Origin of the sequence: Curtobacterium oceanosedimentum, assembly GCF_020297365.1 — a bacterium.
GTDB lineage: Bacteria > Actinomycetota > Actinomycetes > Actinomycetales > Microbacteriaceae > Curtobacterium.
On the sequence record NZ_JAIXIG010000006.1, the window covers coordinates 46,838 to 73,254 of the forward strand.

Below are 26,417 nucleotides of genomic sequence, written 5' to 3' on the forward strand. Positions count from 1 at the left end.
GACCGACGGGAGGCGCGGGGCTGCTCAGCGCTGGAAGCGTGCGGCGGGTTCGTCGGCCAGGACGGCCTCGATGCGTGCCGTCATGGTCGCCGGCATCTCGGGCAGGTCGTCGAGCCGGGCCCAGAACGCCTCGGTGTTCTCGCCGTCGGCGGGGAACGGCGTCCCCGAGACCCAGCGGCAGGCGAACACCAGGTCGAGGTACTGCGCGCGGTCGCCGTTCGGGTACGTCATCTCCGGCAGGACCTGCACCCACGCCAGCCGTTCCGCGACGGCGACGACGTCGGCTTCCTCCAGGACCTCGCGTTCGGCGGCGACGGCGGGTTCCTCCCCGGGGTCGACGATGCCCGTCACGGGGGTGCAGGCGCCGGAGTCGGCGCGTCGGACCACGAGCAGTTCCCGGTCGGGGCTCGAGCCGCGCGTCACCACGGCCGTCACGCCGGTCAGCCAGAGCGGGGCGGTGCCGATCTGCTCGCGGAGGGCCAGGACGAAGTCGGGGGTCGGCATGCCCCCACGCTACCGATCCACCCCTGTCGCGGACTGGTCATGACCAGTAGCATGACAGCGTGGAGATCATCATCCTGCCCACGCCGGACGAGGTCGGTCGCGTCGCTGCGGCCAAGATCGCGTCCGTCGTCGCCAAGAAGCCGTCCGCCGTCATCGGTCTCGCCACCGGGTCCAGCCCGCAGGGCATCTACGCCGACCTGCAGCGTCGCGTCGCCGCCGGCGAGATCTCGTTCGCCGAGGCACGCGGGTTCGCGCTCGACGAGTACGTCGGGATCCCGCTCGAGCACCCGGAGTCCTACGCGAGCGTCATCGCGCGTGACGTCGTGGCGCCCCTCGGCTTCGACGCCTCGCGCGTGCGGGTGCCGGACGGCCGCGCCGCCGACCTGGAGTTCGCCGCGAAGGAGTACGACGCCGCGATCCGGGCCGCCGGCGGGATCGACGTGCAGATCCTCGGTATCGGCGCCAACGGGCACATCGGCTTCAACGAGCCGACGTCGTCGTTCGCCTCGCGCACCCGCATCAAGACCCTCGCACCGTCGACGCGCGACGCCAACGCGCGGTTCTTCGACGCCCCGGAGCAGGTCCCGACGCACTGCATGACGCAGGGGCTCGGCACGATCCTCGAAGCCCGCGAGCTCGTGCTCGTCGCCCAGGGGTCCTCGAAGGCCGACGCGGTCGCCGCCGCGGTCGAGGGGCCGCTGTCGTCGTTCGTGCCCGGTTCCGCGCTGCAGCTGCACGAGCACGCGACCGTCGTGGTCGACGAGGAAGCGGCAGCCGGCCTGCAGCTCGCCGACTACTACCGGTACACGTACGCGAACAAGCCGGCCTGGCAGCGCTTCGAGTAGGCCCCGGGTCCGAGTTCAGGCCCGGGCTGCTGCGGCGAGCAGGCTGAGCCCCTCGTCGAGGGTCTCCGCCGAGCACCCGAAGTTCAGCCGCGCGAAGCCACGGCCCTGCCGCCCGAACGCCGGGCCGGAGGCGAGCGCCACCTTCGCCTGCTCGACGAGCGCCCCCGCGGGGTCGTCGCCCCACGGCAGCGCACGGAGGTCGAGCCACGCCAGGTAGGACGCCTGCGGCTGCCGGTACCCGGCGCCGGGCAGTGCGTCGCCGATGCGCTCGGCCAGGGTGCGCCGGTTCGCCGCGAGCTCGGTCAGCAGCGACGCCAACCACGGCTCGCCCTCGCGGAACGCGGCGATGCTCGCGGTGTAGCCGAGGATGCCGGTGCGCTCGACGACCTCACCGGGCAGTCCGTCGAACCACCCGCGTGCCCGCTCCGAGGCGCCGACCATCAGGGCGCACTTGGTGCCGGCCAGGTTCCACGCCTTGCTGGCACTCGTCAGTGCGACGCCGAGCGCCGCGGCCTCCGGGCAGGAGTTGAGGAACGGGATGAACGCGGCGTCGGCGTGCACGAGCGGTGCGTGGATCTCGTCCGACACCACGACCGCGTCCCACTCGGCGGCCAGCTGCGCGAGCGCGGTGAGTGACGCCCGGTCGTGCACGAGGCCGAGCGGGTTGTGCGGGTTGCAGAGGAGCACCGTGCGGGCGCCGTCGGCGAAGGCCTGCGCGATCCCGTCCAGGTCCATCCGCCAGCCGGCCGTCGTGTCGAACGGGTCCGCGGGGCCGTCCGGTGCCAGCAGCGGGACCTCGGTCACCGTGCCGCCGGCCTCGGACACGTACTCCCAGAACGGCGGGTAGACGGGCGGCATGATCACGACCTGGTCGCCGGGCTCGATGACCCGTCGCAGCACCTCGACCGCCGCGACCGAGACGTCCGTGGTGGTGCGGACCAGGTCGGGGTCGACCCGCCACGACCACCGGCTCCCCGCGAAGTCGGCGAAGGCCTCCGGCAGCGCACGGCCGTGCCCGACGTACCCGGTGTCGCCGTTCGTGACGGCCGCGACGAGGGCCTCGCGCACCGGCTCGGCCGGCACCGAGTCCATCTCGGCGACGAACATCGGCAGGACGTCGGGCGGGTAGGCCGTGTACTTCTCGCTCGTGCGGGCGCGCTGTGCATCGAAGACGGAGACCATGACGCTCATGCGCCCATCCTGACAGCGAGGCACGCGGGGCGCGAGGGCGGTGGTCAGGCCGGGCGGAGGCCCGCCAGCAGCACCTCGACGTAGCGCTCGGGGTCGTGCACCCGGGAGCCGCCCGCCACGGCGGCCGCCCGCATCCCGCACAGCAGGCGTCGCAGGTCGTCCGCGTCGACGTCGGCACGCACGAGCCCCTCGGCCCGCGCCCGTGCGAGCAGCGCGTCGACGGACTCGACCAGGTCGCCCGCGAGCGCCGCGGTGTCGGCGCACGAGAATCCGCCGTTCGTCAGCAGGTCGCCGAGGGCGGCATCGTCGACCATGCTCCGGAACGCAGCCGTCACGACCCCCCGGAGCGCGTCCGCCGCGTGGGGCAGTGCGACGGCGACACGGACGAGGTCGAGCATGTCCTCGAGCGCGTCGATCGCGAGTGCCTCGAGCAGGTGCTGCTGCGACGGGAAGTGCCGGTAGGCGGTCCCGACACCCACGCCGGCCTCGTGCGCGACGGCGTTGAGGAGCGGCTGCTCGCCCCGATCGAGGTACGACCGGGCGACGTCGAGCAGCGCAGTCCGGTTGCGCTGCGCATCGGAGCGCAGCGCTTCGGGTCGAGCCATCGCGATCGTCATACGGACACTCTATCCGCTTGTGCCAGCATTCCGGATGGATCATCCGATTACAGACGACGAGTGAGCAGGAGACGACGATGGACACCTTCGAGTGGGAACCGTCCGCGATGCCCGACCAGCGCGGCCGGACCGTGGTGGTCACCGGCGCGACCGGTGGACTCGGGCTGGTGGTCGCGACCCGGCTCGCAGCCGCCGGAGCGCGCGTCATCGCGGCGGTCCGCAATCCCGACAAGGCGGCTCGCGTCCTGCCCGTCGGCCTGGAGGCGCGGCTCGTCGACACCGCGTCGGTCGCCTCGGTCACGGCGTTCGCCCGGCAGCTCGTGGCGGACGGCATCGGCGTGGACGCCCTCGTCAACAACGCCGGCGCGACGTTGGGCGCGTTCGGGTTGACCGACGAGGGCATCGAGCGCACCTGGGCCACCAACGTCGTCGGCCCGGCGGTGCTCGCCGACGCGATGCTCCCGGTGCTCGGCGGACCGTCGCCCCGGGTCGTCCTCGTCGGGTCGAACCTGTCGCAGCGCATCCGCCGCGTGCCCGCGCCGCGCGGGGTGGACGATCCGAGCGACTACTCCCAGCTCGCCGTGTACACCGACTCGAAGACGGCGGCGACGGCGCTCGCGGTCGACCTCGGTGAGCGGCTCCGCGCGGCCGGCTCGGACGTCCGCTCGGTCATCGCACACCCCGGCATCGCGGCGACGGGGATGAACGACCAGGCCGAGACCCTCACGCAGCGCCTCGGCGGCGTGATCGCCCGCAGCATGGCCCGGACCGCGGAGGACGGCGCTCGCTCGACGCTCTGGTCGGCCACCGCGTCGGACGTCGCCGAGGGTGTGTTCGTCGGGCCGGCGCTGCGCCGGGGGGACCGGCGGCTGCACGTCGTGCCCGTCCGTGGGGCCGCCGCCGACCCGGTGTTCCGGCAGCGGGTCCGCACCTTCGTCGACGAGGTCGCCGCGCTTACCGTCGTCTGACCGGGCGGGGCCGGGCCCGTCGCCGAACCCGACGTGAACAGCGGGAGAGCGCTCGGTGTCCGGTCGCGCGTCCCCCGTCCGAGGGGTCTAGCGTCACGGACGTGAACCGATCTCGCGTGCACCGCCGCCCGCTCGTCCGCCCCCTGCCGCTCGTCGCGGTGGCCGCGATCGCCGCCCTCCTCGGCACCGGGTTCGTCGCGGCCCCCGCAGAGGCCTCGCCCGCCGCGCACGTCGGCCGACCGGTCACGGACCCCGCCCGGTACGTCGACCCCTTCATCGGCACGAGCGGCGACGGCAACACGTGGCCCGGCGCCACCGCGCCGTTCGGCATGATGCAGTGGAGCCCGACCGGCACCGCGGGCGACCAGACCTCGACCCCGGTCGCGAACGGCTACTCGTACGACGTGAACCGGCTGCGTGGCTTCAGCCTGACCCACCTGAACGGTGCCGGGTGCGCGCCGGGCGCGGCCGGGGACGTCCCGATCATGCCGGTCACCACCCCGGTCACGACCTCGCCGTCCGCCGACTCGAAGGACGCCGTCTACGCGGCCGGCTACTCGCACGACGACGAGCACGCGAGCCCCGGCCGGTACGGCGTCGCGCTCGACAACGGTGTCCGCACCGACCTCGCCGTGACGACCCGTGCCGGCGTGGGCGCGTTCACGTTCCCCGCTGGCAAGGACGCGAACCTGCTCTTCCGCACGTCGAACTCCATCAACGGCAGCGAGGCCGCGACCACCCGGGTCGACCCGCGCACCCGCACGGTCAGCGGCAGCGTCCTGACCGGCGGCTTCTGCAGCCGCCGCGCCAACGGCGGCGGCGCCACGAACCCCGACCGGCGCAGCTACTACCGCATCTACTTCACGGCGACCTTCGACACGGCCTTCGCGAGTACCGGCACCTGGAAGGACGGCGAGGTCCGGCCGGGAGGCACGGCCTCCTCCGGTGGGGAGGGGTACCTGACCGGCGCCGACCGCGCCGGACGCGGCTCCGGCGCGTGGGTCGGGTTCGACGCGCGTCGCGGCGCGACCGTCACCGCGCGCATCGGGATCTCGTACGTGAGTGCAGCCGGTGCGGTCGCGAACCGCGACGCTGAGGTGACCAAGCGGTCGACCGTCGCCAGCGTGGCGGCCGGCACCCGGGCCTCCTGGAACCGAGAGCTGTCGCGCCTGCGGGTCGGCGGCGGCACGGCGGACCGGACCACCCAGCTGTACACGTCCGTCTACCACGCACTCATGCAGCCGAACACGCTGAACGACCGCGACGGGCGGTACCTGGGACCGGACCTGCAGGTGCACCGGAAGGACCGCGGACACCGGGCCGTCTACGGCACGTACTCGGGGTGGGACCAGTACCGGGCGCAGATCCAGCTGCTCGCGCTGCTGCGGCCGGACGTCGCCGGGGACATGGCGCAGTCGATGCTGCGGTTCGCCGAGCAGAACGGCGGCGTGTGGGACCGGTGGCTGCACCTCGGCGCGCCGACGCACGTGATGACCGGCGATCCCTCTGCCGCGACGCTGGCCACCTGGTACGCGATGGGTGTCCGGAACTTCGACGTGCGAGCCGCGTACGCCTCGCTGAAGCGGCAGGCCACCGTCGAGAACGCCGACGCCGAGAGCGACATCGGGTGCCCGGGCCAGTGCCTGGCGCAGCGGCCGGCGCTCGACGAGTACCTGGAACGGCAGTACGCCGCGAACGACGACTGCTCGTGCTGGGGCGGGGCCGCCGAGACCCTCGAGAACTCGATCTCCGACAGTGCCCTCGGGTACTGGGCTGGGTCGATGGGCCTGCGCTCCGACGCCCGGATGTTCGCCGAGCGTGGCACGTACTGGGAGAACACCTTCAACGCCGCCGTCGGACACCAGGCCGCACGCCAGGCCGACGGGTCGTGGACGCCGGGCTGGTCGCCGTCCACCGGGACCGGCTTCGCGCAGGGCACCAGTGCGCAGTACACGTGGCTCGTGCCGCAGGACGTGCGGGGGCTGTCGTCCGCGCTCGGTGGTGACGCCGCCGCCGTCACCCGCCTCGACGCCTTCTTCCACGACGCCTCGGGCAACTGGGCCGTCACCGGTGGCGACGCCACCAGGTTCGACCCGACGAACGAGCCCGACATCCACACGCCGTGGATGTACAACGCGCTCGGCAAGCCGTGGAAGACGCAGGAGACCGTGCGACGGGTCGTCGACGACGCGTACTCGACGGGGCCGGACGGGCTGCCGGGCAACGACGACCTCGGCACGATGAGCGCCTGGTACGTCTTCGCCTCGATCGGGTTGTTCCCGCAGACGCCGGGGCGGGCGGAGATGCTCATCGGCAGCCCGACCTTCAGCACGGTCGAGATCCGGCGGTCGAGCGGGGAGCGGATCGTCATCCGGTCCTCCGGCACCGAGCAGTACGTGCAGGGAGCCCGGTTGAACGGGTGGACGCACGAGCGGTCGTGGGTGCCGGCGTCGTTCGTCACGCGTGGCGGGACGCTGGCGCTCCACGTCGGGGACACGGCAGACACGGGCTGGGCGAGCGGGGAGCGTGGGCGACCGATCGACCGGTGAGCCCCCGCCGTGGGACGGCCACCGCCGGGCCGTCCAGCACGATGTGGGAAGCTCGTGTGGGGAGAGGGGCCGTGGTGAACGACACCGACGAGGGGCGCGTGCGGCAGCCTGGACGCTCCGACCACTGGCCGGCACCGCTCCGCGACCTGTTCCCGTGGTGGTACCTCGCCGGGACGGTCGCGTCGTTCGCCGTCATCCTCGTCGTCGTCCCCGAGGGCAGCACCGGAGCGGTCGCCGTCTGGGGGCCGCTGATCGGCCTGACGATCCGCGACCGCGCCGAGTCGGCCCGGAGCCGTTCCGATCGCGGGCTCCCGATCGACCGAGCAGCGCTGACGGCTCCGCGGTGGAGCGAGCCGGCGCTCACCCTCGTCTGGACCGGGGTCTCCGTGGGACTCGGCCTGGTCCTCAGCGTGCTGATCCGCGACGCCCCCGCGGCGATCGGGTGGACCGGCGCCGGGATCCTGGTCGCGAGCGCCGGCGGGTTCGTGGGCGTCGCCCTGACCCTGCGGGCGCGTGCCCGTCGCGCGCGCTGACCCTGCGGACGTGGGCGCTCTCCGTCAGCTCTTCCGGCGCACAGCCGGATGCGACCGTCCCGACGCTCGTGCTCGCCGCGTCCGTCTGACTCGACTGCGCACGGCACGGCAGCCTCGACGCTCCGATCGATGAGTCGAGGCGCGGAGCGGCCGTGTCTCCGGCATGCTCGTCCCATGGAGTTCTCGTGGTGGACGTGGTCGGGGTTGATGGTCCTGCTGCTGGCAGCTGTCGGGCTGTTCCTGCGCTCCGCCGTCATCGCAGTCCGGAGGGACGGCTTCGGACGTGGCCGAGTGCACCGCGGGTCCGCTGCCCCCTGGTTCTGGAGCTCGATCGGGCTGTCCGCCGTGGTCGGTGTCCTGCTCGTGGCGTGGGTCGTCCTGCTCGACGGCTGATCGCCGCCGTTCCCACCGCATTCCGGAGCCGTGTCGCAGTGCGGAGAACCCGTCGCGGCGGCTCAGCGCAGCTCGCGCCCGCCGCCCCACACCCGCCGCACCTCGAGCGCCGGTGACAGCGCCACCAGGTCAGCGGCGGAGCCCGGCGCGATCCGCCCCAGTCGGTCGCCGAGTCGGAGCGCTCCGGCCGGCACGCTCGTCAGCGCGGCGACGGCCTCGGGCAGGGTGCGCCCGGCGAGGGAGACCGCGTTGCGCAGCGCCGCGTCCTGCGTGAGCGTCGAGCCCGCGATGGTGTCGGTCCCCGCCACGTGCGCGACCCCGTCGGTGACCGTGACGTCGAGCGACCCCAGTCGGTAGGCGCCGTCGGCAGCGCCGGCTGCCCCCATCGCGTCGGTGATGAGTGCGACGCGACCAGGAGCGGCGCGGAACAGGGTGTCCGCGACGACGGGGTGCACGTGCACGCCGTCGAGGATGAGTTCGAGCGTCACGCGCTCGTCGGCGATGGCGGCACCGATCGGCCCCGGTGCCCGGTGGTGCAGCCCCGGCATCGCATTGAAGGCGTGGGTCAGGATCGTGGCACCGGCGTCGAACGCGGCCCGGGCCTGGTCGTACGTGCCGACGGTGTGGCCGACGGCGACCGTGACGCCGGCGTCGACGAAGCGCCGGACGGCGTCGACGGCACCCGGCAGCTCGGGCGCGATGGTGACCTGGCGCAGGACGCCCTCGCCCGCTTCGAGCAGGGCGTCCACCGCGGTGGGCGTCGGGTCGACCAGGAACGACTCGTTGTGGGCGCCCTTGTTGTGCGGGGACAGGAACGGCCCCTCCAGGTGCACGCCGAGCACGAGCGGGTCCGCGTGCATCACCGTGCGGATGCGTGCCATCGACGCCGCGAGCGACGGGATCGGGTCGGCGACGAGCGACAGGACGGAACGGGTCGTGCCGTGCGCCCGGTGGACGGCCAGCGCGGCCGCGAACGAGTCGTCCTCGTAGGCCTCGGTCGCACCGCCGTGTCCGTGCAGGTCGACGAACCCGGGCGTCAGGGTCGCGTCGCCCAGGTCGACGACCCGGTCGGCCGCCGGAGCCTCGGGGCCGGTGCCGACCGCGGCGATGGTGTCGCCGTCGACCAGGACCCAGCCGTCCGCCGTGGAGCCGGCCGCGTCGACGACGCGGGCTGCGCGCACCAGGGTGCGCCGCGCCTCCTGGCCGGTCTGGAGGCCCGTGGTGCTCATGCGGTCTCCCTGCGGAACGCGACCACGCCGCTCAGGGCGGCGACCACGATGAAGACGAGGCCCACGACCGGGTGGCCGATGGAGATCCAGGTGGCGCCTGCGGCGACCACCAGTGCGACCTCGACGATGGTCTTGCCGACGATGTCCGTCTCGATGGGGGAGCGCGGCGAGCGGAAGAGGTACCAGACCACCGCGGCGAACAGCGGGGCGCCGACCATGAACAGGTAGCCGGGCAGCGGGAGCTGCCACGACCAGTAGCCCCAGAAGGCCAGGGACAGGAGCCCGAACACCATCACGGCGATCCGCAGCACCGTCCAGGCGTCGACCTGCCGTCGCGGCTGCCGGGCGGCTGCCGGATCGGGGACCGGTTCCCAGTCGACGGGGGACTGCGGGGCGTTGGTCATGGTGCTGCCTACTTGAAGATGATGGTGCGGGCGCCGTCGAGCAGGACGCGGTCCTCCGCGATCCAGCGCACCGCCTGGGTGAGCGTGCGGGACTCCTCGTCCTGACCGATCGATACCAGCTCGGACGGTTCCTTGGTGTGGTCGACGCGGACGACGTTCTGCTCGATGATCGGGCCCTCGTCGAGGTCGCTCGTCACGTAGTGCGCGGTCGCACCGATGAGCTTCACGCCGCGGGCGTGCGCCTGCCGGTAGGGGTTCGCGCCCTTGAAGCCGGGCAGGAACGAGTGGTGGATGTTGACCGCGCGACCCTCGAGTGCGGCGCAGAGTTCGGGCGACAGGATCTGCATGTAGCGGGCGAGGACGACGAGCTCGATGTCGTGCTCCTCGACGGCCTGCAGCACGCGGCGCTCCATCTGCTCTTTCGAGGCGGCGTCGGTGACGGGCCGGTGCTCGAACGGCACGGAGTAGAACGCGGCCAGCTCGGACAGGTCCGGGTGGTTGGACAGCACGAGGGGGACCTCGATCGGCAGCTGCCCGCCGCGCTGCCGGTAGAGCAGGTCGTTCAGGCAGTGCCCGGCCTTCGACACGAGCACCAGGGTGCGCAGCGGGCGGCCGACGACGTCGAGCTGGACGCGGGCGTCGTAGCGGGCGACCACGGGGGCGAGCGCGGCCTCGAAGGTCTCGCGGTCGACCGGCGCCATGACCTGCAGGCGCATGAAGAACGTGTTCGTGTCGGCGCTCGAGAACTGCTGCGACTCGGTGATGTTGCCCTGGGCCGCGACGACCGCTCCGGAGACGGCGTGCACGATCCCGGGCTGGTCGTCGCAGACGAGCGTCAGGGTCCAGTGCGTGGGGATCGGGTCGGTCACCGGTTCAGGGTACCGGCCGTGCGGGCGCCGGCGGGGCCGTCAGCGGCGGCGGCCGGTGCTCCCGCCCACGTTGCCGGTCAGGGGACCGCGGCGGTGTCGTCCGACGGGTCGTCCGACCCGAGCAGCGGGAGCAGGGTCGCCGCGACGGGCTCGGCGCCGTCGCCGAACCACGCGTTGCTCGCGCGGACGACCGGGTGGGCGCGTGCCAGCAGCGCCTCGCCCTGGTCGGTGAGCCGCATCCGGGAGGCCCGTCCCCGCCCCGGCGCCGCGCCCCGCTCGACGAGTCCCCGCGTCGTCAGCCCGCGTGCGAGCGTCGTCATGCTCTGCGGCCGCACGCCGACGGCCCGCGCCAGGTCGGCCTGACTGAGCTCACCGGCTGCCCCGAGCTGGACGAGCACGCCGAACTCGACGGGTGTCAGCCCGAGCGGTGCCAGCTCGACCGCCAGGCGCCGGGAGAGCGCCCGGGCCGCGCGGATGACGGTCCACGCGAGCACCCCGTCGACGTCGTGGTGCGGGGCTGGGAGTTCCTGGGGCACGGGGCGATCGTACCGGCGTACCGTCTGGTATCAGGTAACTGATACTGACGGACGGACCGAGACAGGAGCAGACATGGGTGAGATCGTGGCGGTCACCGGCGTGACCGGGGACGTCGGTGGGAAGACGGCGGAGCTGCTGCGGGCAGCGGGGACGTCGGTGCGGGCGGTCGTCCGCCGACCCGAGCAGGTCGACACGCTCCGCGAGCGGGGCATCGACGCCCGACTGGCCGACCTGGGCGACGAGGACGCGCTGACGGCGGCGCTCGAGGGGGTCGACCGGTTCTTCCTCGTGACGCCGGTGAGCCAGCGGCAGCGCGAGCAGGGGGCCACCGCCGTGCGCGCCGCCCAGCGGGCCGGGGTCGGTCGGATCGTGCAGCTGTCCGGCGGTGACGCCGCCGAGCACTCCCCGATGTCGTGGGCGCGTGCTGCCTGGCACATCGACCGGCTGGTGCGCGAGAGCGGCCTGGCGTGGACGATCCTGCACCCCTCGTCGTTCATGACGAACGTGCAGCCATCGGCGCCGGCGATCCGACGGGGGTGGTTCCCGCACACCACGGGTCGCGGGGTCATCGGGTGGATCGACACCGAGGACATCGCCCGCGCCGCCGTCCGCGTGCTCACCGAGGACGGGCACGACGGCACCGAGCCCGTGCTCACCGGTCCGGACCTGCTCGACGCACGGGGTGTCGCCGCCGCGCTCGCCGCCGGACTCGGGCGGCCGGTGCGCCCCCTGCACCTGCCGAGTCGGGTCTACGCGGGCGCGCTCCGCCTGAGCGGGGTGCCGGCGTGGCAGGCGGAGGGGCTGCGGCAGCAGTTCGGTCGGGTCGTGCGCCGCGGGCTGGACGGGGCCGACGTGATGAGCGACGACGTGCTGCGCATCACCGGCACCGCGCCCCGGAGCCTGGCCGACTGGGCGCGAGCCCACCGCGGGGACCTGCTGGGGTGAGCGGTGGTGCCGGAGGTGAGCCGGGCCTCCAGTCCGCGCTCGGTCAGTGCGACGTGAGCGTCGTGACCAGGTGCTCCTGCACGTACCCGAGCCAGTCGTAGACGTCGCGGAGGCCGACGCCCGCGTCCGCCTCGACCGAGCGCTGTTCGTCGTCGGCGTCGGCGATGCCGAGCCGCTCCGCGATGGTCAGCCGCAGGTCGGTCAGGGTGCGGAGCCAGGCCTGCTCGTCCTCGGTGTCGAGCGGACCGTCACGCACGCCCGTCAGCCACTCGTGCACGATGGTCGCGTTCGTCGTCTTCTGCCTCAGCAGGTCGGACTGCGTGTACTCCCGGAACTCCGCACTCGCGTCGTCGTCACCGGGGTAGGCGTCCGGGAACATCCGCTCGGCGACGGGGTCGTCCGTCAGGTCGCCGTCGAGCACCTGCCGCAGCTGCTCGGTCAGCGAGGTGAGCAGGGCGCGCTCGCCGGAGGACATGCCGAGGTGCACGCCGTCGGCCCGGCGGACGAAGGGGATCACGCCTCAGGCGCCCGGTCGACCGTCGCCTGCAGGCCGTAGCCGTGCATCGACTGCACGTGGGCCTCCATCGCCTCGCGGTGTCCCGTGGCGACGATCGCCCGTCCCTCGGTGTCGACCTGGTGCATGAGGCGCTCGGCCCGCTCGCGGGAGAACCCGAAGTGCTGCTGGAAGACGTAGGTCACGTAGGACATCAGGTTCACCGGGTCGTCCCACACGACGGTGACCCACGGCGAGTCCGTCCGGGCACGCGTGCGTTCGTCCACGTCAGGCGACAGCAGGGTCATGCACCCAGGGTGACACAGGGCAGGGTCGCTCGGTACGATCGTCACGTCGCGACTGGCGTTGGATGGGTCACCATCGGGGAGCGACAACCGACACGGTGCGCGGCCGTACGCCTGGGCTGCACCGACCGACCGTCCGAGTGCGACCAGCTGGTCGTCCGCACACCGTAGGAGTCCCGTGTCCATTGCCGATCTGCCCCCGTTCGTGTCCGAGTCGGCGGAGGCCCCCGCGGGTGCCGTCGACCAGGCCGCGGCCCGCGCCGCCTTCAACGCCCCGCTCAGCGAGGTCGACCCCGAGATCGCCGCCGTCCTGCAGCAGGAGCTCGGCCGCCAGCGCGACACCCTCGAGATGATCGCGTCCGAGAACTTCGTGCCGCGCGCCGTCCTCGAGTCGCAGGGCTCCGTGCTCACCAACAAGTACGCCGAGGGCTACCCGGGCAAGCGCTACTACGGCGGCTGCGAGTTCGTCGACGTCGCCGAGCAGCTCGCCATCGACCGGGCGAAGGCCCTGTTCGGTGCCGCCTACGCCAACGTCCAGCCGCACTCCGGCGCCAGCGCGAACGCCGCGGTCCTGCACGCCATCGCCTCTGCGGGCGACACCATCCTCGGCCTCGAGCTCGCCCACGGTGGTCACCTGACCCACGGCATGAAGCTCAACTTCTCCGGCCGCATCTACAACGCCGTGTCGTACGGCGTCGACCCGGAGACCTTCGAGGTCGACTACGACGACATCCGGGCGAAGGCGATCGAGCACCAGCCGAAGGTCCTCATCGCCGGCTGGTCGGCCTACCCTCGCCAGCTCGACTTCGCGAAGTTCCGCGAGATCGCGGACGAGGTCGGCGCGACGCTCTGGGTCGACATGGCGCACTTCGCCGGGCTCGTCGCCGCGGGCCTGCACCCGTCGCCCCTGCCGCACGCCCACGTCGTGTCGTCGACGGTGCACAAGACGCTCGCCGGTCCGCGTTCGGGCATCATCCTGTCCAACGAGGAGTCGCTCTTCAAGAAGCTGAACTCCGCGGTGTTCCCGGGGCAGCAGGGCGGCCCGCTCATGCACGTGATCGCCGCGAAGGCCACCGCGTTCCTGCTCGCCGGCCAGCCGGAGTTCAGGGACCGCCAGGAGCGCACGCTCCGCGGTGCGAAGGCGCTGGCCGACCGGCTCACGCAGGACGACGCCACGGCCGCGGGCATCGACGTCCTGACCGGTGGCACCGACGTGCACCTGGTGCTCGTCGACCTGCGCGAGTCCGAGGTCGACGGCAAGCAGGCAGAGGACCTGCTGCACGAGGTCGGCATCACCGTGAACCGCAACTCCGTGCCGTTCGACCCGCGCCCGCCGATGGTCACCTCGGGTGTCCGCATCGGCACCTCAGCGCTGGCGACCCGCGGCTTCGGCGACGCCGAGTTCGCCGAGGTGGCGGACATCATCGCGCTGACGCTCATGCCGAACCCCGACATCGACGCGCTCTCGGCCCGGGTCACGGCCCTCACCGACGCGTTCCCCCTGTACGCGTGACCGCCACGTCCTCGCTCGCGCCGATGCCGCGTGAGCGCTGGGCGGGCGAGGGCAGTGCCGTCCGCATCGACGGCACCGCCCTCGCCGCCCGCACGCTCGACGACCTGAAGACCCGCATCGACCGGCTGCACGACCACGGCTTCCGCCCCGGGCTCGGCACGATCATGGTCGGTGAGAACCCGGGCTCGGTGTCCTACGTCGCCGGCAAGCACAAGGACTCGGCGCAGATCGGGCTCGACTCGGTCCGCATCGACCTGCCGTCGTCGGCGAGTGCTGCCGACATCCGAGCGGCGATCCTGCAGATGAACGACGACCCTCGGGTCACCGCGTTCATCGTGCAGCTGCCGCTGCCGCAGGGCATCGACCCGATCCCGATGCTCGAGCTGATGGACCCGGCGAAGGACGCCGACGGCCTGCACCCGACCAACCTCGGTGAGCTCGTCCTCGCCGTACCGGGCGGCGCGGGCACGATCGACGCCCCGCTGCCCTGCACGCCCCGGGGCATCGTCGCGATGCTCGAGGCGTACGAGGTCCCGATCCGGGGTGCCCACGTGACGATCATCGGGCAGGGCCTGACCGTCGGGCGCCCGCTCGGCCTGCTGCTCACCCGCCTCGAGGCGACCGCGACCCTGACGCACTCGCTGACCGCGGACGTCGCCGCGGAGTGCCGTCGCGCCGACATCATCGTCGCCGCGGCCGGGGTCGCCGGGCTCGTCGAGCCGGACTGGGTGCAGCCCGGCGCGGCCGTGATCGACGTGGGCATCACCCGCGTGGTGAACGAGGAGACCGGCAAGGCGAAGCTGCACGGCGACGTCGACCCCGCGGTGGCGTCGGTCGCGGGCTTCCTGTCGCCGACCCCGGGCGGCGTCGGGCCGATGACCCGCGCGATGCTCATGAAGAACGTGGTCGAGGCCGCCGAGCGCCACCTGCACTAGGCGCTGCGGGCGGCGCGGGCGCGGCGCGGGCGTTCGCCCTGCTCACGACGGGCGGCCAGGAGGCGCGGCCCGCCCCCGCCCCGTCGGTCCGGTCGCGGGGACGGCCGGGTCCGGGACCGCCCCTCGGACGGGCGGTTCTGCTGCGGGCCGTGCCGCGCTACGGTTCGAGCATGACCACGACCGCCGCGGAGCCACAGGGACGCGAGACGCTGTTCACGAAGGACGCCCGGAAGCTCGTCTGGATCACCCTGATCTGCCTGTTCCTGCAGGCGATCGGTCAGAACTGGTCGGCTGCTCCGCTGCTGCCGGGGAGCACCGATGAGGCGACCGTGGGCACCGTCGAGTTCCAGGCGCGGCCGTGGATCGGCTGGGTCGTGCTCACGCTCGGCTTCGCGGTCGCCGGCTTCGTCGTCGGCGTCGCTCGACGCGGTGCTGCGCGCTGGGACCAGGACCGTGTGCTCGCCCTCGGTCTGGCCGGGGTCGTCGGCGTGACCGTGCTGGTGTGGGTGCTGTTCATCGTGCAGTACGAGTGGGTGTACTGGGCGGTCGCGCACGGCAACCTGCACCCGTTCACCATCGGGGACGTCTCGTCGTCGATCGAGCGTCCGGGGTACCAGCCGTGAGCGCCCCGCGAGGTGCTGGCGTCCCGACCACGGGGGACACCGTGCAGACCGTGCCCGTGATGGCGCCGACCGGTCGACGGCTCCGCCCGCGCGGGTGGGGACTGGCGGTCGTCGGCATCGTCGCCGTCGCGCTGTGGCCGAGCATCACCACGTGGTCGATCTCGGCCGACTACGGCGGGACGGACACCGCCGGCAACTGGATCGACAACGCCGGCAACCGGGTCGCCAGCGCGCCGCCCACCGTGCAGGTCGAGGGGCACACGGCGCCCGTCGCGCTCGCGGTCCTGCTGCTCGTCGTGGTGGTCGGCGTGTTCCTGCCGCCGACGCTCGAACGGCACGGCCAGCGAGCCCTCGGCGACGTCGTCCGGTACGCGGCGTACCTCGCCGTCCCGGTGGTCGTCGTGGTCGGTGTGCTCGTCTACACGGTGTGGCAGGGTCACGTCGTGATGGACCAGGTGCAGCACGAGGTCCTGCGCCCACACGGGTTCCCGTGGGGCGGGGTCTCGGTCACGACGGGCCACATGACCCGCTGACCGGTCGCGGGCTGTCAGTCGCGGCGGGCGCCCTGCGCGGCGTGCACCGTGAACACGGTCGGTTCGCGGTACCCGGCGTCGGCGAAGGCGGCGGTGACGGCCGTGGCGATGCCGGCACGGGCCTCCCGGTCGACCAACGCGATCGCCGCGCCGCCGAAGCCGCCGCCGGTCATGCGTGCACCGACCGCGCCGTGCGCGACGGCCGTCGCGACGGCCAGGTCGAGCTCCGGCACGGAGATCTCGAAGTCGTCGCGCATCGACTCGTGCGAGGCGACGAGCAGCGAGCCGATCGCCCGCGGACCCTGCTCGCGCAGCGTGCGCACGGTGTCGAGGACGCGCTGGTCCTCGGTCACGATGTGGCGGACACGGCGGAAGGTCTCGTCGTCCAGGAGCTCCTGGGCGCGGGGCAGGTCGTCGACGCTGACGTCGCGCAGCGCCTCGACCCCGAGGACCTGCGCGCCGCGCTCGCACGACTCGCGGCGGGCCTTGTACCCGCCGGTTGCGTGGGCGTGCTCGACGCGGGTGTCGATGACCAGGACCTCGAGGCCGTTCGCCTCGAGCGCGAGGTCGACGACCGCGGTGTCGAGCGTGCGGCAGTCCAGGAACACGACGGCGTCCTGCTCGCCGAGCAGCGACGCGGACTGGTCCATGATCCCCGTGGGCGCACCGACCGCGTGGTTCTCGGAGTACTGCCCGACCCGAGCCAGCGTCTTGCGGTCGAGTCCGAGCTCCCACAGGTCGTTGAACGCCAGCGCGACGCCGCACTCGATCGCCGCGCTCGACGACAGGCCTGCGCCGACGGGCACGTCCGAGTCGATGAAGACGTCGAAGCCGGTCATGTCCGACAGGTCGACGCCGGCCTGCTCGCGCAGCGCCCAGGCGATGCCGAAGACGTACGCCGACCACCCGTCCATGGCGTCCGGTGCCAGGTCGTCGAGGCCGAGCGACACCGGACCGCCGGCCTCGTCGAAGGCGGACGCGACCCGGATCACCCGGTCGTCGCGGCGGGCGATCGCCGCGGTCGTGCGCCGATCGATGGCGAACGGCAGCACGTAGCCGTCGTTGTAGTCGGTGTGCTCACCGATCAGGTTGACGCGGCCGGGCGCGGAGTACCGCACCGTCGGCTCGTACCCGTAGACCTGCTGGAACGTCATGCGCGCTCGATCCCTCCTCGGATGAACTCGGCGGCCTGCTCGGGCACGAGGTCCCCGATCCAGGCACCCATGGCGGCTTCGCTGCCGGCCAGGAACTTCAACTTGTCCGCCGCACGTCGCGGCGAGGTGATCTGCAGCATCAGCCGCACGGTGTCCCGGGCGGTGTGCACCGGGGCCTGGTGCCACGCGGCGATGTACGGGGTCGGGTCGCCGTAGAGCGCGTCGAGCCCGCGGGTGAGCCGCAGGTGCATGTGCGCCAGCTCGTCCTTCTCGGCGTCGGTCAGGCCGGCGAAGTCGGGGACGTGGCGGTGCGGCAGCATGTGGATCTCGATGGGCCAGCGCGCGGCGAACGGCACGAAGGCCGTGAAGTGCTCGCCCTGCAGCACCACGCGCTCCGAAGCCCGCTCGTTCGCCAGGTGCTGCTCGAACAGGTCGGGGCCGAACCGCTCGATGCTCGCCAGCAGCCGCTGCGTGCGGGGCGTGATGTACGGGTACGAGTAGATCTGGCCGTGCGGGTGGTGCAGCGTGACGCCGATCGCCTGGCCGCGGTTCTCGAACGGGAACACCTGCTGGATGCCGGGCATCGCGGAGAGCGCGGCGGTGCGGTCGGCCCAGGCCTCGACCACGGTGCGAGCGCGCGACTCGGTGATCGACGCGAACGAGCCCTCGGTCGCGGGGGAGAAGCACACGACCTCGCACCGGCCGACGCTCCGGAGCTGCCGGTTCAGGCCGACGTCGGACAGGGACGCCAATGACTCGGGGGCGTCGTCGGCCTCGAGCAGGGGGCCGAACGACGGCGACCGGTTCTCGAAGACCGCGACGTCGTAGGTGCTCGGGATCTCGGACGGGTTCGCCGGGGTCTGCGGCGCGAGCGGGTCCTGGTCGGCCGGCGGCAGGAACGCACGGTTCTGCCGGGATGCCGCGATCGACACCCACTCGCCGGTCAGCACGTCCTGCCGCATGCGGGCCGTGTCCGGACGCGGGTCGAGCACGCGCTCGTCCACGTTCCGCTCGGCGGGCAGCGTGCTGTCCGCGTCGTCGAAGTAGAACAGGTCGCGTCCGTCAGCGAGCTTCGTCGAGCGCTTGGTGATCACCGGCCCAGCCTAGCGCGCATCCGAAGCGTTGCGAAAGACATCGGAAGCGGGCGAAACTGGGGGCATGAGCGACGACGACCTCTCCTTCCTCGCCGGCGCGCTGCCCGCGCCGCTGCGCCAGGACCGCATCGTCTCGATCGTCGACGGCGCACCGGGTCTGGTCCGGACCGCCGCGTTGGCCGCGTCGCTCGGCACCAGCGAGGTGACGGTCCGCCAGGACCTCGCCGTCCTCGACCAGGAGGCGCGGATCCGCCGGGTGCGCGGCGGTGCGGTCCGCCTCGGGGTCGCGTCGACCGAGCGGCCGTTCGAGGAGACCGCCGTCGAGCACCAGGTGGCGAAGGCGGCCATCGGACGGGCGGCCGCGGAGCTCGTGCGTCCCGGGCAGTGCGTCGTGCTCGACGTCGGCACGACCCCCGCGGCCGTCGCCGAGGCCCTGGTGGCCCGGACGGAGCTGACCGGGGTGACCGTGGTCACGAACTCGCTCACCACGGCCCTCGCGCTCGAACGAGCCGTCCCGCGCTTCACCGTCATCGTCACCGGCGGGACGCTCCGGCCCCTGCAACACTCGCTCGTCGCCCCCTTCAACGGGGCCGTCCTGCCGATGATCGCCGCCGACGTCGTGTTCCTCGGCGGGACCGGACTCGACGTCGACCACGGCCTGACCAACGTCAACCTGCCCGAGACCGAGGCGAAACGGATGCTCGCCGCCGTGGCTCGGCGTACGGTCGTGGTCGCGGACGGGTCGAAGTTCGGCCGGGCCCACATCGGGGTCGTCCGCGCGCTCGAGGACATCGACGTCGTCGTCACCGCCGGGACGACGGCGGACGAGGTGGGCCCGATCCGGGCCGCCGGGGTCCAGGTCGTCGTCGCGGACGGGTCGGACACAGTCGGAAGGGACCAGACACCATGACCGCAGCACCCACGGGTGGCCAGTACCGCCTCCACCACGCCGGACCGGACGGCGTCGTCGAGGCCGTGATCACCGAGGTCGCCGCCGGCATCCGCGAACTCCGCGTCGCCGGCTTCGACATCACCGAGCCGTTCCCGGTGACCGAGCAGCCGCCCGGGGCGAACGGGATCGTCCTGGTGCCGTGGCCGAACCGGGTCGCCGGTGGGGTGTGGGAGCTCGACGGCGCGCGCCAGCAGCTCGACGTCTCCGAGCCGAAGTACGGCAACGCCTCGCACGGCCTGCTCCGCTTCGCCCCGTACCGCGTGGTGTCGCAGACCGAGACCGCCGTGCAGCAGGAGGCCACGATCCACCCGCAGCACGGCTGGCCGTTCACGCTCGAGACCCGCGTGCTCCACGAGCTCGTCGACGACGGCATCCGGGTCACGCACGAGATCACGAACCGCTCCGGCGTCCGCGCGCCCGTCGCCGTCGGGGCCCACCCGTACCTGCGCGCCGGTGACACCCCCGCCGAGGACCTCGTGGTCACGCTCGACGCCGACACCGCCTTCACCGTGGACGAGCAGAAGGTGCCGAACGGGACGGTGCCGGTCGAGGGCACGCCGTACGACCTGCGCCAGGGGGTCCGGGCCGGCGATGCCGATCTGGACACCGCGTACAAGGACATCACCCCGGACACCGACGGGGTCCGCCGCACCACGATGCACGGGCCGGAGGGCGACGGCGTCGAGCTGTGGCAGGACGCCTCGTTCCCCTACGTGCAGGTGTTCACCTCGCGCGAGTACCCGCGGGGCGACGGGAAGGGCCTGGCCGTCGCGGTCGAACCGATGACGGCGCCCGCGAACGCGCTGAACTCCGGCGAGGGCCTGCGCTGGCTCGAGCCCGACGAGACCTGGACCGGGTCGTGGGGGATCCGACGCGTCTGGTCCTGAGGACTCCGGGCGGCACCACCGCTGACGCGAGGAAGGCCCCGCCGGGTGTCCGGTGGGGCCTTCCTCGCGTCGGTCCGGGACGCCGGGCGCGTCAGCCGCGGCGCATGCGGAGCGCCTCGACCGCGAGGGACTCCGTCGCGTACCGGCCGACCTCGTGCGCCCATGCCGGGTCGTCACCGCGCAGGGCGACGAAGTCCTCACGCTGGCGGCAGACGTACCCGAGCACCGCGGTGGCCGTCGCGACCTCGATGAAGTCCGTGCGGATGTGCCGCGTCGTGACCTTCGCGCCACGGCGGAGCGTGTCGAGCAGCAGCTCGTTGCTCATCGTCGTGCCGGTCGCTGCTGCGAGCTCGACGATGCGGCGCGCGTCACCGGTGGTGCTGGTCTGCGTGGCTTCGATGGGCTCGATCACGGTGTACCCCGTTCGTTCGTGGTGGTGCGGTGCTGCAGGATCCGGTGATCGGATCCGGGGACGACGATATCGGCGCTGGCCCAACAGTCCGCTGTGTGCAGGCCAGTGTGCGCAGGGGACCTGCCATGAGGGCCCTGGGGAGAGCGTGTACCCCGTTCAGGAACGAGTCGTGTGCGTCACGCGCACCGAGCGCCGTCGGCCGACCCGGCGAGGGCGTCCAGCGACTCACCCACACGGTCAGCCAGGTACTGGTAGCCGGCGTCGTTCGGGTGGCCGCCGTCGATCGCCGAGTAGGCCGGGCTGTTCTCCGGCGTGAACCACCGGCCGGCCAGGGCGTCGATGTACGGCACGCCCTCGGCCGCGGCTCCGGCGGCGACCGAGGCGGACAGTCCGACGGTCGACTCCGCCCACGGCTGCGGGGCGGACGGGCCGAGTGCGACCACCACGGCGTCCGGCCAGGTCTGCTGAGCCGTGCGGAGTGTCCGCTCGACGGTGGCCTGCAGGGTGTCCGCGTCGACGAGCCAGTCGTTCTGGCTGCCCTGCACGATGACGAGCTGCGGGTCGAACGGCGCGTGGCGTTCGAGCCGGGGGCCGTACGTGTAGTGGGACGAGCCCGTCCGCCCGGTGTCGACGTAGCCGGTGCCGGAGTACCCGTCGATCTTGGCGTCCCAGTCGCGGTCGGCGGCGAGGTCCTGCGCCCAACCCTGGGTACCGCTCGTCGAACCGCGGCCCGCCGTGTAGGAGTCCCCGACGATGAGGACCCGGGAGCCGGGAGCGATCGCTGCCGCGACCTGTTCGCCGGAGACGCCGGCGCTGGTCACGGATGCGGCCGTCGACGAGGAGACCGGCTGGCAGGCGCTCGACACCGTGGGGAGGATGAGCAGGAGGCCCGTCACGCCGAGGGTCATCGCGCCGAGGGCGAGCCCCGGGACGAGGCGGCGGTGGCGTCGGCGCGTCGTCGCCGGGCCGGTGGGGGTGCCCGGCCGCGCGCGCTGCGATCGTCGGCCCATCCGTCAGATTCTAGACAACAGCGTGACGAGAGGCTGGGAGGTGGGCCCCGTGGGGCTCGAACCTGACGCGGATGGACATCGCTGTCTGACGACGCGCTACTGCTCGCGGTTGAACTCGGTGGCGAAGCGGCGAGCGATCTCGTCCAGCGAGGAAGCTTCCGCTTCGCCGCCGATGCCGAGAGCGAGCACTGATCGGTCTTGCTCACGCACGTACTCACCGATCAGCTCGAGCAACGCCTTCGCGGTGCGCTCGTTCATGGTCATCAACGCGCCTCGACGATCGCGTCGTGCAGCGCCTCCCCGAGGGCCTTCGCGCCCCTGGGGGCAGGGTGGATGCCGTCGGCGGTATAGCCGTCCTTGTAGCGGTCGTCTGACCGGAGGGCGGCTGCGGCATCGACAAAGATCCAGCCCTTGTCGGTGGCGAGGTTGCGCAGCTGGTCGTTGTAATCGACGGGCAGGTCGATGTCGGAGTCGCGGGGCGGGATCGAGGACACTATCACCTTGCTGATGCCGGCCTTCTTCACAATGCGCTGCAGGTTCGCGGCGGTCTCATCGAAGGGCACGGCCAGGCCCGTGTCATTAGTGCCGGCCAGGACCACGAGCACGTCTGCGTCGTACTTCTTGACGTTGGTGTCCATCGCCTCAGTGGTGGCTCCACCTTCAGCCCAGCCGCCGACGAGGTCGGCACCGTCGCCGTCGGCGTAGAACGCCCAGGACCCATCCCCTGCGACGCCGGTATCCAGGCTGGGGCTGTTCGCAGCGGTGACGCTGTCGCCGACGACGGCGAACCCCACCACCTCCTCGTCGTCGCTCGCGAAAGTCGGGATCGGTCCGGGCACGGAGCCGGCAGCGGGTTTCGACGCGTTGACCTGCTGGAGGGCGAGGATGACGAGCGTGACGGCCATGATCGCGACGAGCACAATGATGATCGCCTTGTAGCTGCGCTCGAACCAGCTGATGAAGCTCCCCATGCGTCCAATCCTAAGTTGAGTGTTACTTGGGCTTCGCCCCCAGTCCGGGATGCGTCAGGCCCCCTCGGGTTCATTCGAGAGTTCGAGGGGATCTTTCGTCGTCTACGCCCCGCGCTCGATGTTTCGGAGCAGGCGGGTGGAGACGATCGCGACGGCAGCCAGCTGGTAGAGACCGCAGCCGAACACAACCTGAGCCCACGGGTTGTTGACCGTTTCGTCACTGCAGACGGCAACGGCGCAGATGATGTCAAACCCGGGCGCGGAGGTCCTGCGCCTGCCAACCCTCGGGCACCGACATCAGGGACGACTGGCGCGCGGCCTCGTAGTTCGGGCCGATGGCCTCGTGCGGTCGGGCGGCGAGCGAGCCAGCGACGCCGCGGATCGTCGCCTCGCCGGTGGCCTTGCTCGTGACGGTTGTCCCCTGCAGCAGCTCGAAGCCGCGAGGTCGAGCTCACCGATCGCGGTAGCGCGGGCCTCGCCGGCAGAGGTGCCGCTCGCCTCCGCTTCGCTGGTCTCGGTCGTGCGGATGGTCCCACGCACAGTCGTCACACCCAGTATCGACGGTGCGAGGCGGCAGCTGCCCCTCGTCTGCCCCTCGGCCCGAGTTATCGACAGAACCTCCGGCAGGTCTGCACAAGACCTGACCGGCGATTTGCTCTGTGGGCCCCGTGGGGCTCGAACCCACGACCCTCGGATTAAAAGTCCGGTGCTCTACCAACTGAGCTAGAGGCCCTCACCCGCAAGGCTAGCGGGTGAGGGCCTCCAGAGCGGAACCGTGGGACCGGGTCAGCCGCGACGTCCGGTGAGCGTCCGCAGCAGCCACAGGACCACCGCGACGATGAGCAGGACGATGCCGACCCAGAGCAGGAACTTCAGGCTCGCGGTGAAGCCACCGACGAACAGCAGGATGACCGCGATCACGGCCAGGATGATGAGCAGGGGGTTCATGGGGGAGTCCTTCCGTCACGTCCAGGAGGGGTCGCCTCCCTGCCCGATCACGGTACGCGTCGGGGCGCCGTTGCGTTCTGGGCGAACGACCGCGGGCGTGTCCCTGGTCGCGCCTACACTGCTGCGGTGCCTCGCGATCACCACCGTCCCGTCCACTTCACCGACGCCGAGTTCGCCGCCATCCAGGGCGGTGAGGACCCGGCGCTGGTGAACCGCGTCGCGCACGAGACGGCGAACGCCTTGCTGCACCGGGTGCGCGAGGACCCGGACCCGGCGGTGGTCGAACGACTGGTGACCTACACGGACACGCACGGCATCGACGCCATCGCGGAACTGTGGGCACGGGTCGGTGCGCACACCCTGCCCGGAGCCCTGTGGCGCGTGTACCTGGTGCGCGTGGTCATCCGGCAGAACCCGGACGAGATCGCCTACCTGTTCGAGCGGGGCGCCGAGCGCATCGGCACGATCGACCAGGCCGTCGCGGGTGCCGAGGAGCCGACGGGCCCGGCGGAGATCCTGACCCTCGCCGACCGGATCCTGCACGGGCTGTACACGGGCGACTTCGCGGTGGCGCTGGACCGTGGCGCCTCGTTCTGCCGTCTGGCGGCTGCAGGTGCGACGGCCGTGGCGGACGAGGCCGATCTGGTGGCGACCGAGCGCGCGAGTGAGTTGACGACGCGGGCGCTCCGCCTGACGGAGCTGGCGGCTGATCTCACCGAGGCGGCGGCGCTCTGGCGTCGCGACAGCCTGGACTGAGCGACCGGCGGGGCGGACCCGGCCCGCGCCTCCAGGACGAACGCCGAACCGGCGATCGCGCACATGGTGAGCAGAAGATGTCGGGTGGTCGCGACCGACCCGACCATTCCTGCTCACGAAGCGCGCACGCAAGCACCCACGCACACGCACGAACGCGAACAGCGCACCCGTCCGGGCAGAGAGAGACCGGGCCGCAGAAGCGCCTCTCGGCGCGAGGCCGCTCGAAGCGGCGAATTTTGGAGCCCGGGGCTTGCTGCGGCCCGGCGAGGACGAGTCTACGAGACGTCGGCTGAACCCTCGACCGTGTTCACTCAGGGTGGACAGGACGGAACTCGGGCGTGCCCCGACAGCAGCCCGCGCAGCAGCCGGGACAGCAGCCCGCGCCGTGACCCACCGAGCGGCGACCACACCCGCGTCGAGAAATCCCCACACCCGATCCAATCCACCCCGGGCACCGCGCCGAATCATCAGCGTGACGGACGGAATGCCCGTCACGAAGCGAGGGGTCCGGCGTGACCCGGGCCGGCACCGCCGGTCAATTCCCTGTGGGTCACGCCGACCTCTCGTCTCGACCGCCGTTCGCGGATGCTTCGTGCTCCCCGCAAGCGGAGCGCCGGGAACGTCAGCCACATCCCTGGCGAACCGCAGCCGACCGGCCGCAATGGGCCACCGAAGCAACCGAGAGGAGGGAAACCTGCAATGCTTGCCCTCGTGGATAGCGATACCGAACGCTGGAGCGCAGCCGAGCCAGCGCAGGCTTCGCCGGACGACCTCCTCGCCCGCGTCGCCACCGGCGACCAAGCCGCCTTCGCCGACCTGTACGACGCCCTCTCCGGACGCGTCCTCGGTCTGGTCACGCGGCTCCTCCGGGACCGCGCGCAGTCGGAAGAGGTCACCCAGGAGGTCTTCCTGGAGGTCTGGCAGCAGGCGACCCGCTTCGACCGGAAGCGCGGCACGGCCGCGAGCTGGGTCCTCACCATGGCGCACCGCCGAGCGGTCGACCGGGTCCGGGCCTCGCAGTCCTCGCACGACCGTGACACCAAGATCGGCATCCGCGATCTCGAGGCCGGGTTCGACGAGGTCTCCGAGTCCGTCGAGATCCGCATCGAGCACGAACGTGTCGGCCGGGCGCTCGCGAAGCTCACCGAGTTCCAACGGCAGGCCGTGCAACTCGCGTACTACGGCGGCTACTCGCACAGCGAGATGGCCGCACACCTCGGTGTCCCCATCGGCACCGTCAAGACCCGTCTCCGCGACGGGATGATCCGACTCCGAGACGAGATGGGGGTGACCTCATGACCGAACGCCACGACGACCCGGCCCTGTTGACCGGTTCCCACGCACTCGATGCGCTGTCCGACGACGAGCGCGCACTCCTCGAGGACGCACTCCTGGCGTCCCCTGAGCTGCAGGCCGAGGACGACTCGCTGCGCGAGACCGCGCTGCAGCTCGCCTACGCCGTCGCACCGGTCGAGCCGCCCGCGTCGCTCCGCGCCTCGCTGCTGGCCCAGATCGCCACGACCCCGCAGGCCGCGCCGCTCCCCGCGGCGACGGTCGACGAGACCACCACCGCTCAGGAGGCCCGGCCCGCGCCCGCAGCGCAGGTCACCTCGATCGCCGACGGCCCCACCGCCGGTGGTCGCGCCACCTCGGCGGCGCACCGCCGCTGGTTCCAGCGTCCGGCGGTCATGCTGACGACCGCTGCTGCCGCGGCCGCGCTGTTCTTCGGCGGGCTCGGCGTCGACTCGGTGCTCAACCCGTCGGACGGTCAGGGTGGCGGGACCACGCAGGCGTCGAGCGGACTCGACCGCATCTACGCCGCCTCGGACTTCCAGCGCACCACGACCAAGGTCGAGGGCGGGGGATCCGCGACGGTCGTGTGGTCGGAGGACCTCGGCAAGTCCGCGGTGATCCTCGACGGTGTCGAGCAGGCGCCGAAGGGCAAGACGTACGAGCTCTGGTACATCGGCTCCGAGGAGCAGGGCGGCGCCATCGAGCCCGCCGGCCTGGTCCAGGGAGCGGCCGACGGCGTGCACTCGGCCGTGCTCGAGGGCTCGATGTCCGAGGGTGCGACCATCGGCATGACGGTCGAGCCCGAGGGCGGTTCCGACCAGCCCACGACGACGCCGATCATGGCGGTCCCCACCACCGCCGTCTGATCACCGGGCGGTCCTGCCGGGACGCCACCGACGCAGAACGACGAAGCCGCTGTCACACGACAGCGGCTTCGTCGTTCCTGCGCGCCTG

The 26,417-nt window shown here is 72.4% G+C and carries 31 protein-coding genes, 1 tRNA gene and 1 riboswitch; of the genes, 15 read left to right on the top strand and 17 right to left on the bottom strand.

Features of this window, described 5'->3' with window-relative positions; genetic code table 11:
* Positions 1-24: 24 nt before the first annotated feature.
* Entirely contained in the window at positions 25-504 is a 480-nt protein-coding gene (locus LEL83_RS04010) for an NUDIX hydrolase (RefSeq protein ID WP_225557863.1), read from the bottom strand.
* 59 nt (positions 505-563) lie between these two features.
* On the opposite strand from LEL83_RS04010, the gene nagB reads away from it, so the two are divergent.
* Entirely contained in the window at positions 564-1,349 is a 786-nt protein-coding gene (nagB, locus tag LEL83_RS04015) for a glucosamine-6-phosphate deaminase (protein WP_225557864.1), read from the top strand.
* A 15-nt stretch (positions 1,350-1,364) separates the two neighbouring features.
* On the opposite strand, the gene LEL83_RS04020 is transcribed toward nagB, so the two are convergent.
* Both LEL83_RS04020 and LEL83_RS04025 read right to left on the bottom strand, forming a co-directional pair.
* On the bottom strand, positions 1,365-2,540 hold the full coding sequence (locus LEL83_RS04020) for a MalY/PatB family protein (RefSeq protein WP_225557865.1): 1,176 nt from the start codon (positions 2,538-2,540) through the stop codon (positions 1,365-1,367).
* A 44-nt stretch (positions 2,541-2,584) separates the two neighbouring features.
* A complete protein-coding gene (locus LEL83_RS04025) occupies positions 2,585-3,157 on the bottom strand; it encodes a TetR/AcrR family transcriptional regulator (RefSeq protein WP_225557866.1) in 573 nt (190 codons plus the stop codon).
* Between the two features lie 77 nt (positions 3,158-3,234).
* On the opposite strand from LEL83_RS04025, the gene LEL83_RS04030 reads away from it, so the two are divergent.
* From LEL83_RS04030 to LEL83_RS04045, 4 genes are all read left to right on the top strand, one after another.
* Positions 3,235-4,125, top strand: coding sequence for an SDR family NAD(P)-dependent oxidoreductase (locus tag LEL83_RS04030; protein WP_225557867.1), 891 nt, complete (start codon positions 3,235-3,237; stop codon positions 4,123-4,125).
* Positions 4,126-4,226: 101 nt separating this feature from the next.
* On the top strand, positions 4,227-6,674 hold the full coding sequence (locus tag LEL83_RS04035; RefSeq protein WP_225557868.1) for a GH92 family glycosyl hydrolase: 2,448 nt from the start codon (positions 4,227-4,229) through the stop codon (positions 6,672-6,674).
* A 74-nt stretch (positions 6,675-6,748) separates the two neighbouring features.
* Positions 6,749-7,207, top strand: coding sequence for a hypothetical protein (locus LEL83_RS04040; protein WP_225557869.1), 459 nt, complete (start codon positions 6,749-6,751; stop codon positions 7,205-7,207).
* A gap of 174 nt (positions 7,208-7,381) precedes the next feature.
* Complete coding sequence (locus tag LEL83_RS04045) at positions 7,382-7,600, top strand: hypothetical protein (RefSeq protein WP_225557870.1); 219 nt, start codon at positions 7,382-7,384, stop codon at positions 7,598-7,600.
* Between the two features lie 62 nt (positions 7,601-7,662).
* Here LEL83_RS04045 and nagA read toward each other — a convergent pair whose 3' ends face one another.
* The 4 genes from nagA to LEL83_RS04065 all read right to left on the bottom strand — a co-directional run bounded on the left by nagA (position 7,663) and on the right by LEL83_RS04065 (position 10,638).
* The gene (gene nagA, locus LEL83_RS04050; RefSeq protein ID WP_225557871.1) at positions 7,663-8,829 is read right to left on the bottom strand and encodes an N-acetylglucosamine-6-phosphate deacetylase; all 1,167 of its coding nucleotides are present in this window, start codon (positions 8,827-8,829) and stop codon (positions 7,663-7,665) included.
* Complete coding sequence (locus tag LEL83_RS04055; RefSeq protein ID WP_225557872.1) at positions 8,826-9,233, bottom strand: YrdB family protein; 408 nt, start codon at positions 9,231-9,233, stop codon at positions 8,826-8,828. Before LEL83_RS04055 ends, nagA begins: the two co-directional genes overlap by 4 nt.
* Positions 9,234-9,241: 8 nt before the next feature.
* Positions 9,242-10,102, bottom strand: a complete 861-nt coding sequence (gene purU, locus LEL83_RS04060) for a formyltetrahydrofolate deformylase (RefSeq protein ID WP_225557873.1) — start codon at positions 10,100-10,102, stop codon at positions 9,242-9,244.
* A 77-nt stretch (positions 10,103-10,179) separates the two neighbouring features.
* A complete protein-coding gene (locus LEL83_RS04065; protein WP_198656900.1) occupies positions 10,180-10,638 on the bottom strand; it encodes a MarR family winged helix-turn-helix transcriptional regulator in 459 nt (152 codons plus the stop codon).
* A 73-nt stretch (positions 10,639-10,711) separates the two neighbouring features.
* On the opposite strand from LEL83_RS04065, the gene LEL83_RS04070 reads away from it, so the two are divergent.
* On the top strand, positions 10,712-11,584 hold the full coding sequence (locus tag LEL83_RS04070; protein ID WP_225557874.1) for an NAD(P)H-binding protein: 873 nt from the start codon (positions 10,712-10,714) through the stop codon (positions 11,582-11,584).
* Between the two features lie 43 nt (positions 11,585-11,627).
* Here LEL83_RS04070 and LEL83_RS04075 read toward each other — a convergent pair whose 3' ends face one another.
* Together LEL83_RS04075 and clpS are read right to left on the bottom strand one after the other, a co-directional pair.
* Positions 11,628-12,101, bottom strand: coding sequence for a DUF2017 family protein (locus tag LEL83_RS04075; RefSeq protein WP_225557875.1), 474 nt, complete (start codon positions 12,099-12,101; stop codon positions 11,628-11,630).
* Positions 12,098-12,385, bottom strand: a complete 288-nt coding sequence (clpS, locus tag LEL83_RS04080) for an ATP-dependent Clp protease adapter ClpS (RefSeq protein WP_225557876.1) — start codon at positions 12,383-12,385, stop codon at positions 12,098-12,100. The genes LEL83_RS04075 and clpS overlap by 4 nt, the downstream gene beginning before the upstream one ends.
* Positions 12,386-12,423: 38 nt before the next feature.
* Positions 12,424-12,509: riboswitch (ZMP/ZTP riboswitch) on the top strand.
* A gap of 78 nt (positions 12,510-12,587) precedes the next feature.
* Here clpS and glyA point away from each other — a divergent pair.
* The 4 genes from glyA to LEL83_RS04100 all read left to right on the top strand — a co-directional run bounded on the left by glyA (position 12,588) and on the right by LEL83_RS04100 (position 15,986).
* Complete coding sequence (glyA, locus tag LEL83_RS04085) at positions 12,588-13,895, top strand: serine hydroxymethyltransferase (RefSeq protein ID WP_225557916.1); 1,308 nt, start codon at positions 12,588-12,590, stop codon at positions 13,893-13,895.
* Between the two features lie 23 nt (positions 13,896-13,918).
* The gene (locus LEL83_RS04090; RefSeq protein ID WP_182066614.1) at positions 13,919-14,830 is read left to right on the top strand and encodes a tetrahydrofolate dehydrogenase/cyclohydrolase catalytic domain-containing protein; all 912 of its coding nucleotides are present in this window, start codon (positions 13,919-13,921) and stop codon (positions 14,828-14,830) included.
* 170 nt (positions 14,831-15,000) lie between these two features.
* A complete protein-coding gene (locus LEL83_RS04095) occupies positions 15,001-15,453 on the top strand; it encodes a hypothetical protein (RefSeq protein WP_198656896.1) in 453 nt (150 codons plus the stop codon).
* Positions 15,450-15,986, top strand: a complete 537-nt coding sequence (locus LEL83_RS04100) for a hypothetical protein (protein WP_225557877.1) — start codon at positions 15,450-15,452, stop codon at positions 15,984-15,986. The genes LEL83_RS04095 and LEL83_RS04100 overlap by 4 nt, the downstream gene beginning before the upstream one ends.
* Before the next feature lie 14 nt (positions 15,987-16,000).
* On the opposite strand, the gene galK is transcribed toward LEL83_RS04100, so the two are convergent.
* Both galK and galT read right to left on the bottom strand, forming a co-directional pair.
* On the bottom strand, positions 16,001-17,140 hold the full coding sequence (gene galK, locus LEL83_RS04105; RefSeq protein WP_225557878.1) for a galactokinase: 1,140 nt from the start codon (positions 17,138-17,140) through the stop codon (positions 16,001-16,003).
* Positions 17,137-18,234, bottom strand: a complete 1,098-nt coding sequence (gene galT / locus LEL83_RS04110) for a galactose-1-phosphate uridylyltransferase (RefSeq protein WP_198656893.1) — start codon at positions 18,232-18,234, stop codon at positions 17,137-17,139. Before galT ends, galK begins: the two co-directional genes overlap by 4 nt.
* 64 nt (positions 18,235-18,298) lie before the next feature.
* Here galT and LEL83_RS04115 point away from each other — a divergent pair, with 64 nt between their 5' ends.
* Together LEL83_RS04115 and LEL83_RS04120 are read left to right on the top strand one after the other, a co-directional pair.
* Complete coding sequence (locus LEL83_RS04115; RefSeq protein ID WP_225557879.1) at positions 18,299-19,144, top strand: DeoR/GlpR family DNA-binding transcription regulator; 846 nt, start codon at positions 18,299-18,301, stop codon at positions 19,142-19,144.
* Positions 19,141-20,073: an aldose 1-epimerase family protein gene (locus LEL83_RS04120; protein ID WP_225557880.1), complete on the top strand. Its 933-nt coding sequence runs from the start codon at positions 19,141-19,143 to the stop codon at positions 20,071-20,073. The genes LEL83_RS04115 and LEL83_RS04120 overlap by 4 nt, the downstream gene beginning before the upstream one ends.
* A 91-nt stretch (positions 20,074-20,164) precedes the next feature.
* On the opposite strand, the gene LEL83_RS04125 is transcribed toward LEL83_RS04120, so the two are convergent.
* The 6 genes from LEL83_RS04125 to LEL83_RS04150 all read right to left on the bottom strand — a co-directional run bounded on the left by LEL83_RS04125 (position 20,165) and on the right by LEL83_RS04150 (position 23,414).
* On the bottom strand, positions 20,165-20,485 hold the full coding sequence (locus LEL83_RS04125; RefSeq protein ID WP_198656890.1) for a hypothetical protein: 321 nt from the start codon (positions 20,483-20,485) through the stop codon (positions 20,165-20,167).
* Between the two features lie 176 nt (positions 20,486-20,661).
* A complete protein-coding gene (locus LEL83_RS04130; RefSeq protein WP_198656889.1) occupies positions 20,662-21,495 on the bottom strand; it encodes an SGNH/GDSL hydrolase family protein in 834 nt (277 codons plus the stop codon).
* 96 nt (positions 21,496-21,591) lie between these two features.
* Positions 21,592-21,759: a hypothetical protein gene (locus LEL83_RS04135; RefSeq protein WP_225557881.1), complete on the bottom strand. Its 168-nt coding sequence runs from the start codon at positions 21,757-21,759 to the stop codon at positions 21,592-21,594.
* A complete protein-coding gene (locus LEL83_RS04140) occupies positions 21,759-22,466 on the bottom strand; it encodes an SGNH/GDSL hydrolase family protein (protein WP_225557882.1) in 708 nt (235 codons plus the stop codon). Before LEL83_RS04140 ends, LEL83_RS04135 begins: the two co-directional genes overlap by 1 nt.
* Positions 22,467-23,126: 660 nt before the next feature.
* A tRNA-Lys gene (locus tag LEL83_RS04145) sits at positions 23,127-23,199 on the bottom strand.
* Between the two features lie 53 nt (positions 23,200-23,252).
* Entirely contained in the window at positions 23,253-23,414 is a 162-nt protein-coding gene (locus LEL83_RS04150; protein ID WP_146249745.1) for a DUF2207 domain-containing protein, read from the bottom strand.
* Between the two features lie 126 nt (positions 23,415-23,540).
* Here LEL83_RS04150 and LEL83_RS04155 point away from each other — a divergent pair, with 126 nt between their 5' ends.
* The 3 genes from LEL83_RS04155 to LEL83_RS04165 all read left to right on the top strand — a co-directional run bounded on the left by LEL83_RS04155 (position 23,541) and on the right by LEL83_RS04165 (position 26,329).
* Entirely contained in the window at positions 23,541-24,170 is a 630-nt protein-coding gene (locus LEL83_RS04155) for a DNA-directed RNA polymerase subunit beta (protein WP_198656884.1), read from the top strand.
* A 699-nt stretch (positions 24,171-24,869) separates the two neighbouring features.
* Positions 24,870-25,469, top strand: coding sequence for an ECF RNA polymerase sigma factor SigK (gene sigK / locus LEL83_RS04160; RefSeq protein ID WP_198656883.1), 600 nt, complete (start codon positions 24,870-24,872; stop codon positions 25,467-25,469).
* The gene (locus LEL83_RS04165) at positions 25,466-26,329 is read left to right on the top strand and encodes an anti-sigma factor (RefSeq protein ID WP_198656882.1); all 864 of its coding nucleotides are present in this window, start codon (positions 25,466-25,468) and stop codon (positions 26,327-26,329) included. The genes sigK and LEL83_RS04165 overlap by 4 nt, the downstream gene beginning before the upstream one ends.
* Positions 26,330-26,417 lie beyond the last annotated feature (88 nt).

Excerpts from the sequence above, each read along its gene's own strand:
- LEL83_RS04140 (WP_225557882.1), bottom strand. The coding sequence starts at position 22,466 with ATGGGGAGCTTCATCAGCTGGTTCGAGCGCAGCTACAAGGCGATCATC.
- LEL83_RS04070 (WP_225557874.1), top strand. The coding sequence starts at position 10,712 with ATGGGTGAGATCGTGGCGGTCACCGGCGTGACCGGGGACGTCGGTGGG.
- LEL83_RS04090 (WP_182066614.1), top strand. The coding sequence starts at position 13,919 with ATGCCGCGTGAGCGCTGGGCGGGCGAGGGCAGTGCCGTCCGCATCGAC.
- LEL83_RS04030 (WP_225557867.1), top strand. The coding sequence starts at position 3,235 with ATGGACACCTTCGAGTGGGAACCGTCCGCGATGCCCGACCAGCGCGGC.
- LEL83_RS04130 (WP_198656889.1), bottom strand. The coding sequence starts at position 21,495 with ATGGGCCGACGATCGCAGCGCGCGCGGCCGGGCACCCCCACCGGCCCG.
- LEL83_RS04165 (WP_198656882.1), top strand. The coding sequence starts at position 25,466 with ATGACCGAACGCCACGACGACCCGGCCCTGTTGACCGGTTCCCACGCA.
- LEL83_RS04025 (WP_225557866.1), bottom strand. The coding sequence starts at position 3,157 with ATGACGATCGCGATGGCTCGACCCGAAGCGCTGCGCTCCGATGCGCAG.
- LEL83_RS04120 (WP_225557880.1), top strand. The coding sequence starts at position 19,141 with ATGACCGCAGCACCCACGGGTGGCCAGTACCGCCTCCACCACGCCGGA.
- LEL83_RS04115 (WP_225557879.1), top strand. The coding sequence starts at position 18,299 with ATGAGCGACGACGACCTCTCCTTCCTCGCCGGCGCGCTGCCCGCGCCG.
- LEL83_RS04055 (WP_225557872.1), bottom strand. The coding sequence starts at position 9,233 with ATGACCAACGCCCCGCAGTCCCCCGTCGACTGGGAACCGGTCCCCGAT.
- sigK (WP_198656883.1), top strand. The coding sequence starts at position 24,870 with ATGCTTGCCCTCGTGGATAGCGATACCGAACGCTGGAGCGCAGCCGAG.
- LEL83_RS04095 (WP_198656896.1), top strand. The coding sequence starts at position 15,001 with ATGACCACGACCGCCGCGGAGCCACAGGGACGCGAGACGCTGTTCACG.
- LEL83_RS04020 (WP_225557865.1), bottom strand. The coding sequence starts at position 2,540 with ATGAGCGTCATGGTCTCCGTCTTCGATGCACAGCGCGCCCGCACGAGC.
- nagA (WP_225557871.1), bottom strand. The coding sequence starts at position 8,829 with ATGAGCACCACGGGCCTCCAGACCGGCCAGGAGGCGCGGCGCACCCTG.
- clpS (WP_225557876.1), bottom strand. The coding sequence starts at position 12,385 with ATGACCCTGCTGTCGCCTGACGTGGACGAACGCACGCGTGCCCGGACG.
- LEL83_RS04010 (WP_225557863.1), bottom strand. The coding sequence starts at position 504 with ATGCCGACCCCCGACTTCGTCCTGGCCCTCCGCGAGCAGATCGGCACC.
- galK (WP_225557878.1), bottom strand. The coding sequence starts at position 17,140 with ATGACGTTCCAGCAGGTCTACGGGTACGAGCCGACGGTGCGGTACTCC.
- LEL83_RS04150 (WP_146249745.1), bottom strand. The coding sequence starts at position 23,414 with ATGAACCCCCTGCTCATCATCCTGGCCGTGATCGCGGTCATCCTGCTG.
- LEL83_RS04135 (WP_225557881.1), bottom strand. The coding sequence starts at position 21,759 with ATGACCATGAACGAGCGCACCGCGAAGGCGTTGCTCGAGCTGATCGGT.
- LEL83_RS04045 (WP_225557870.1), top strand. The coding sequence starts at position 7,382 with ATGGAGTTCTCGTGGTGGACGTGGTCGGGGTTGATGGTCCTGCTGCTG.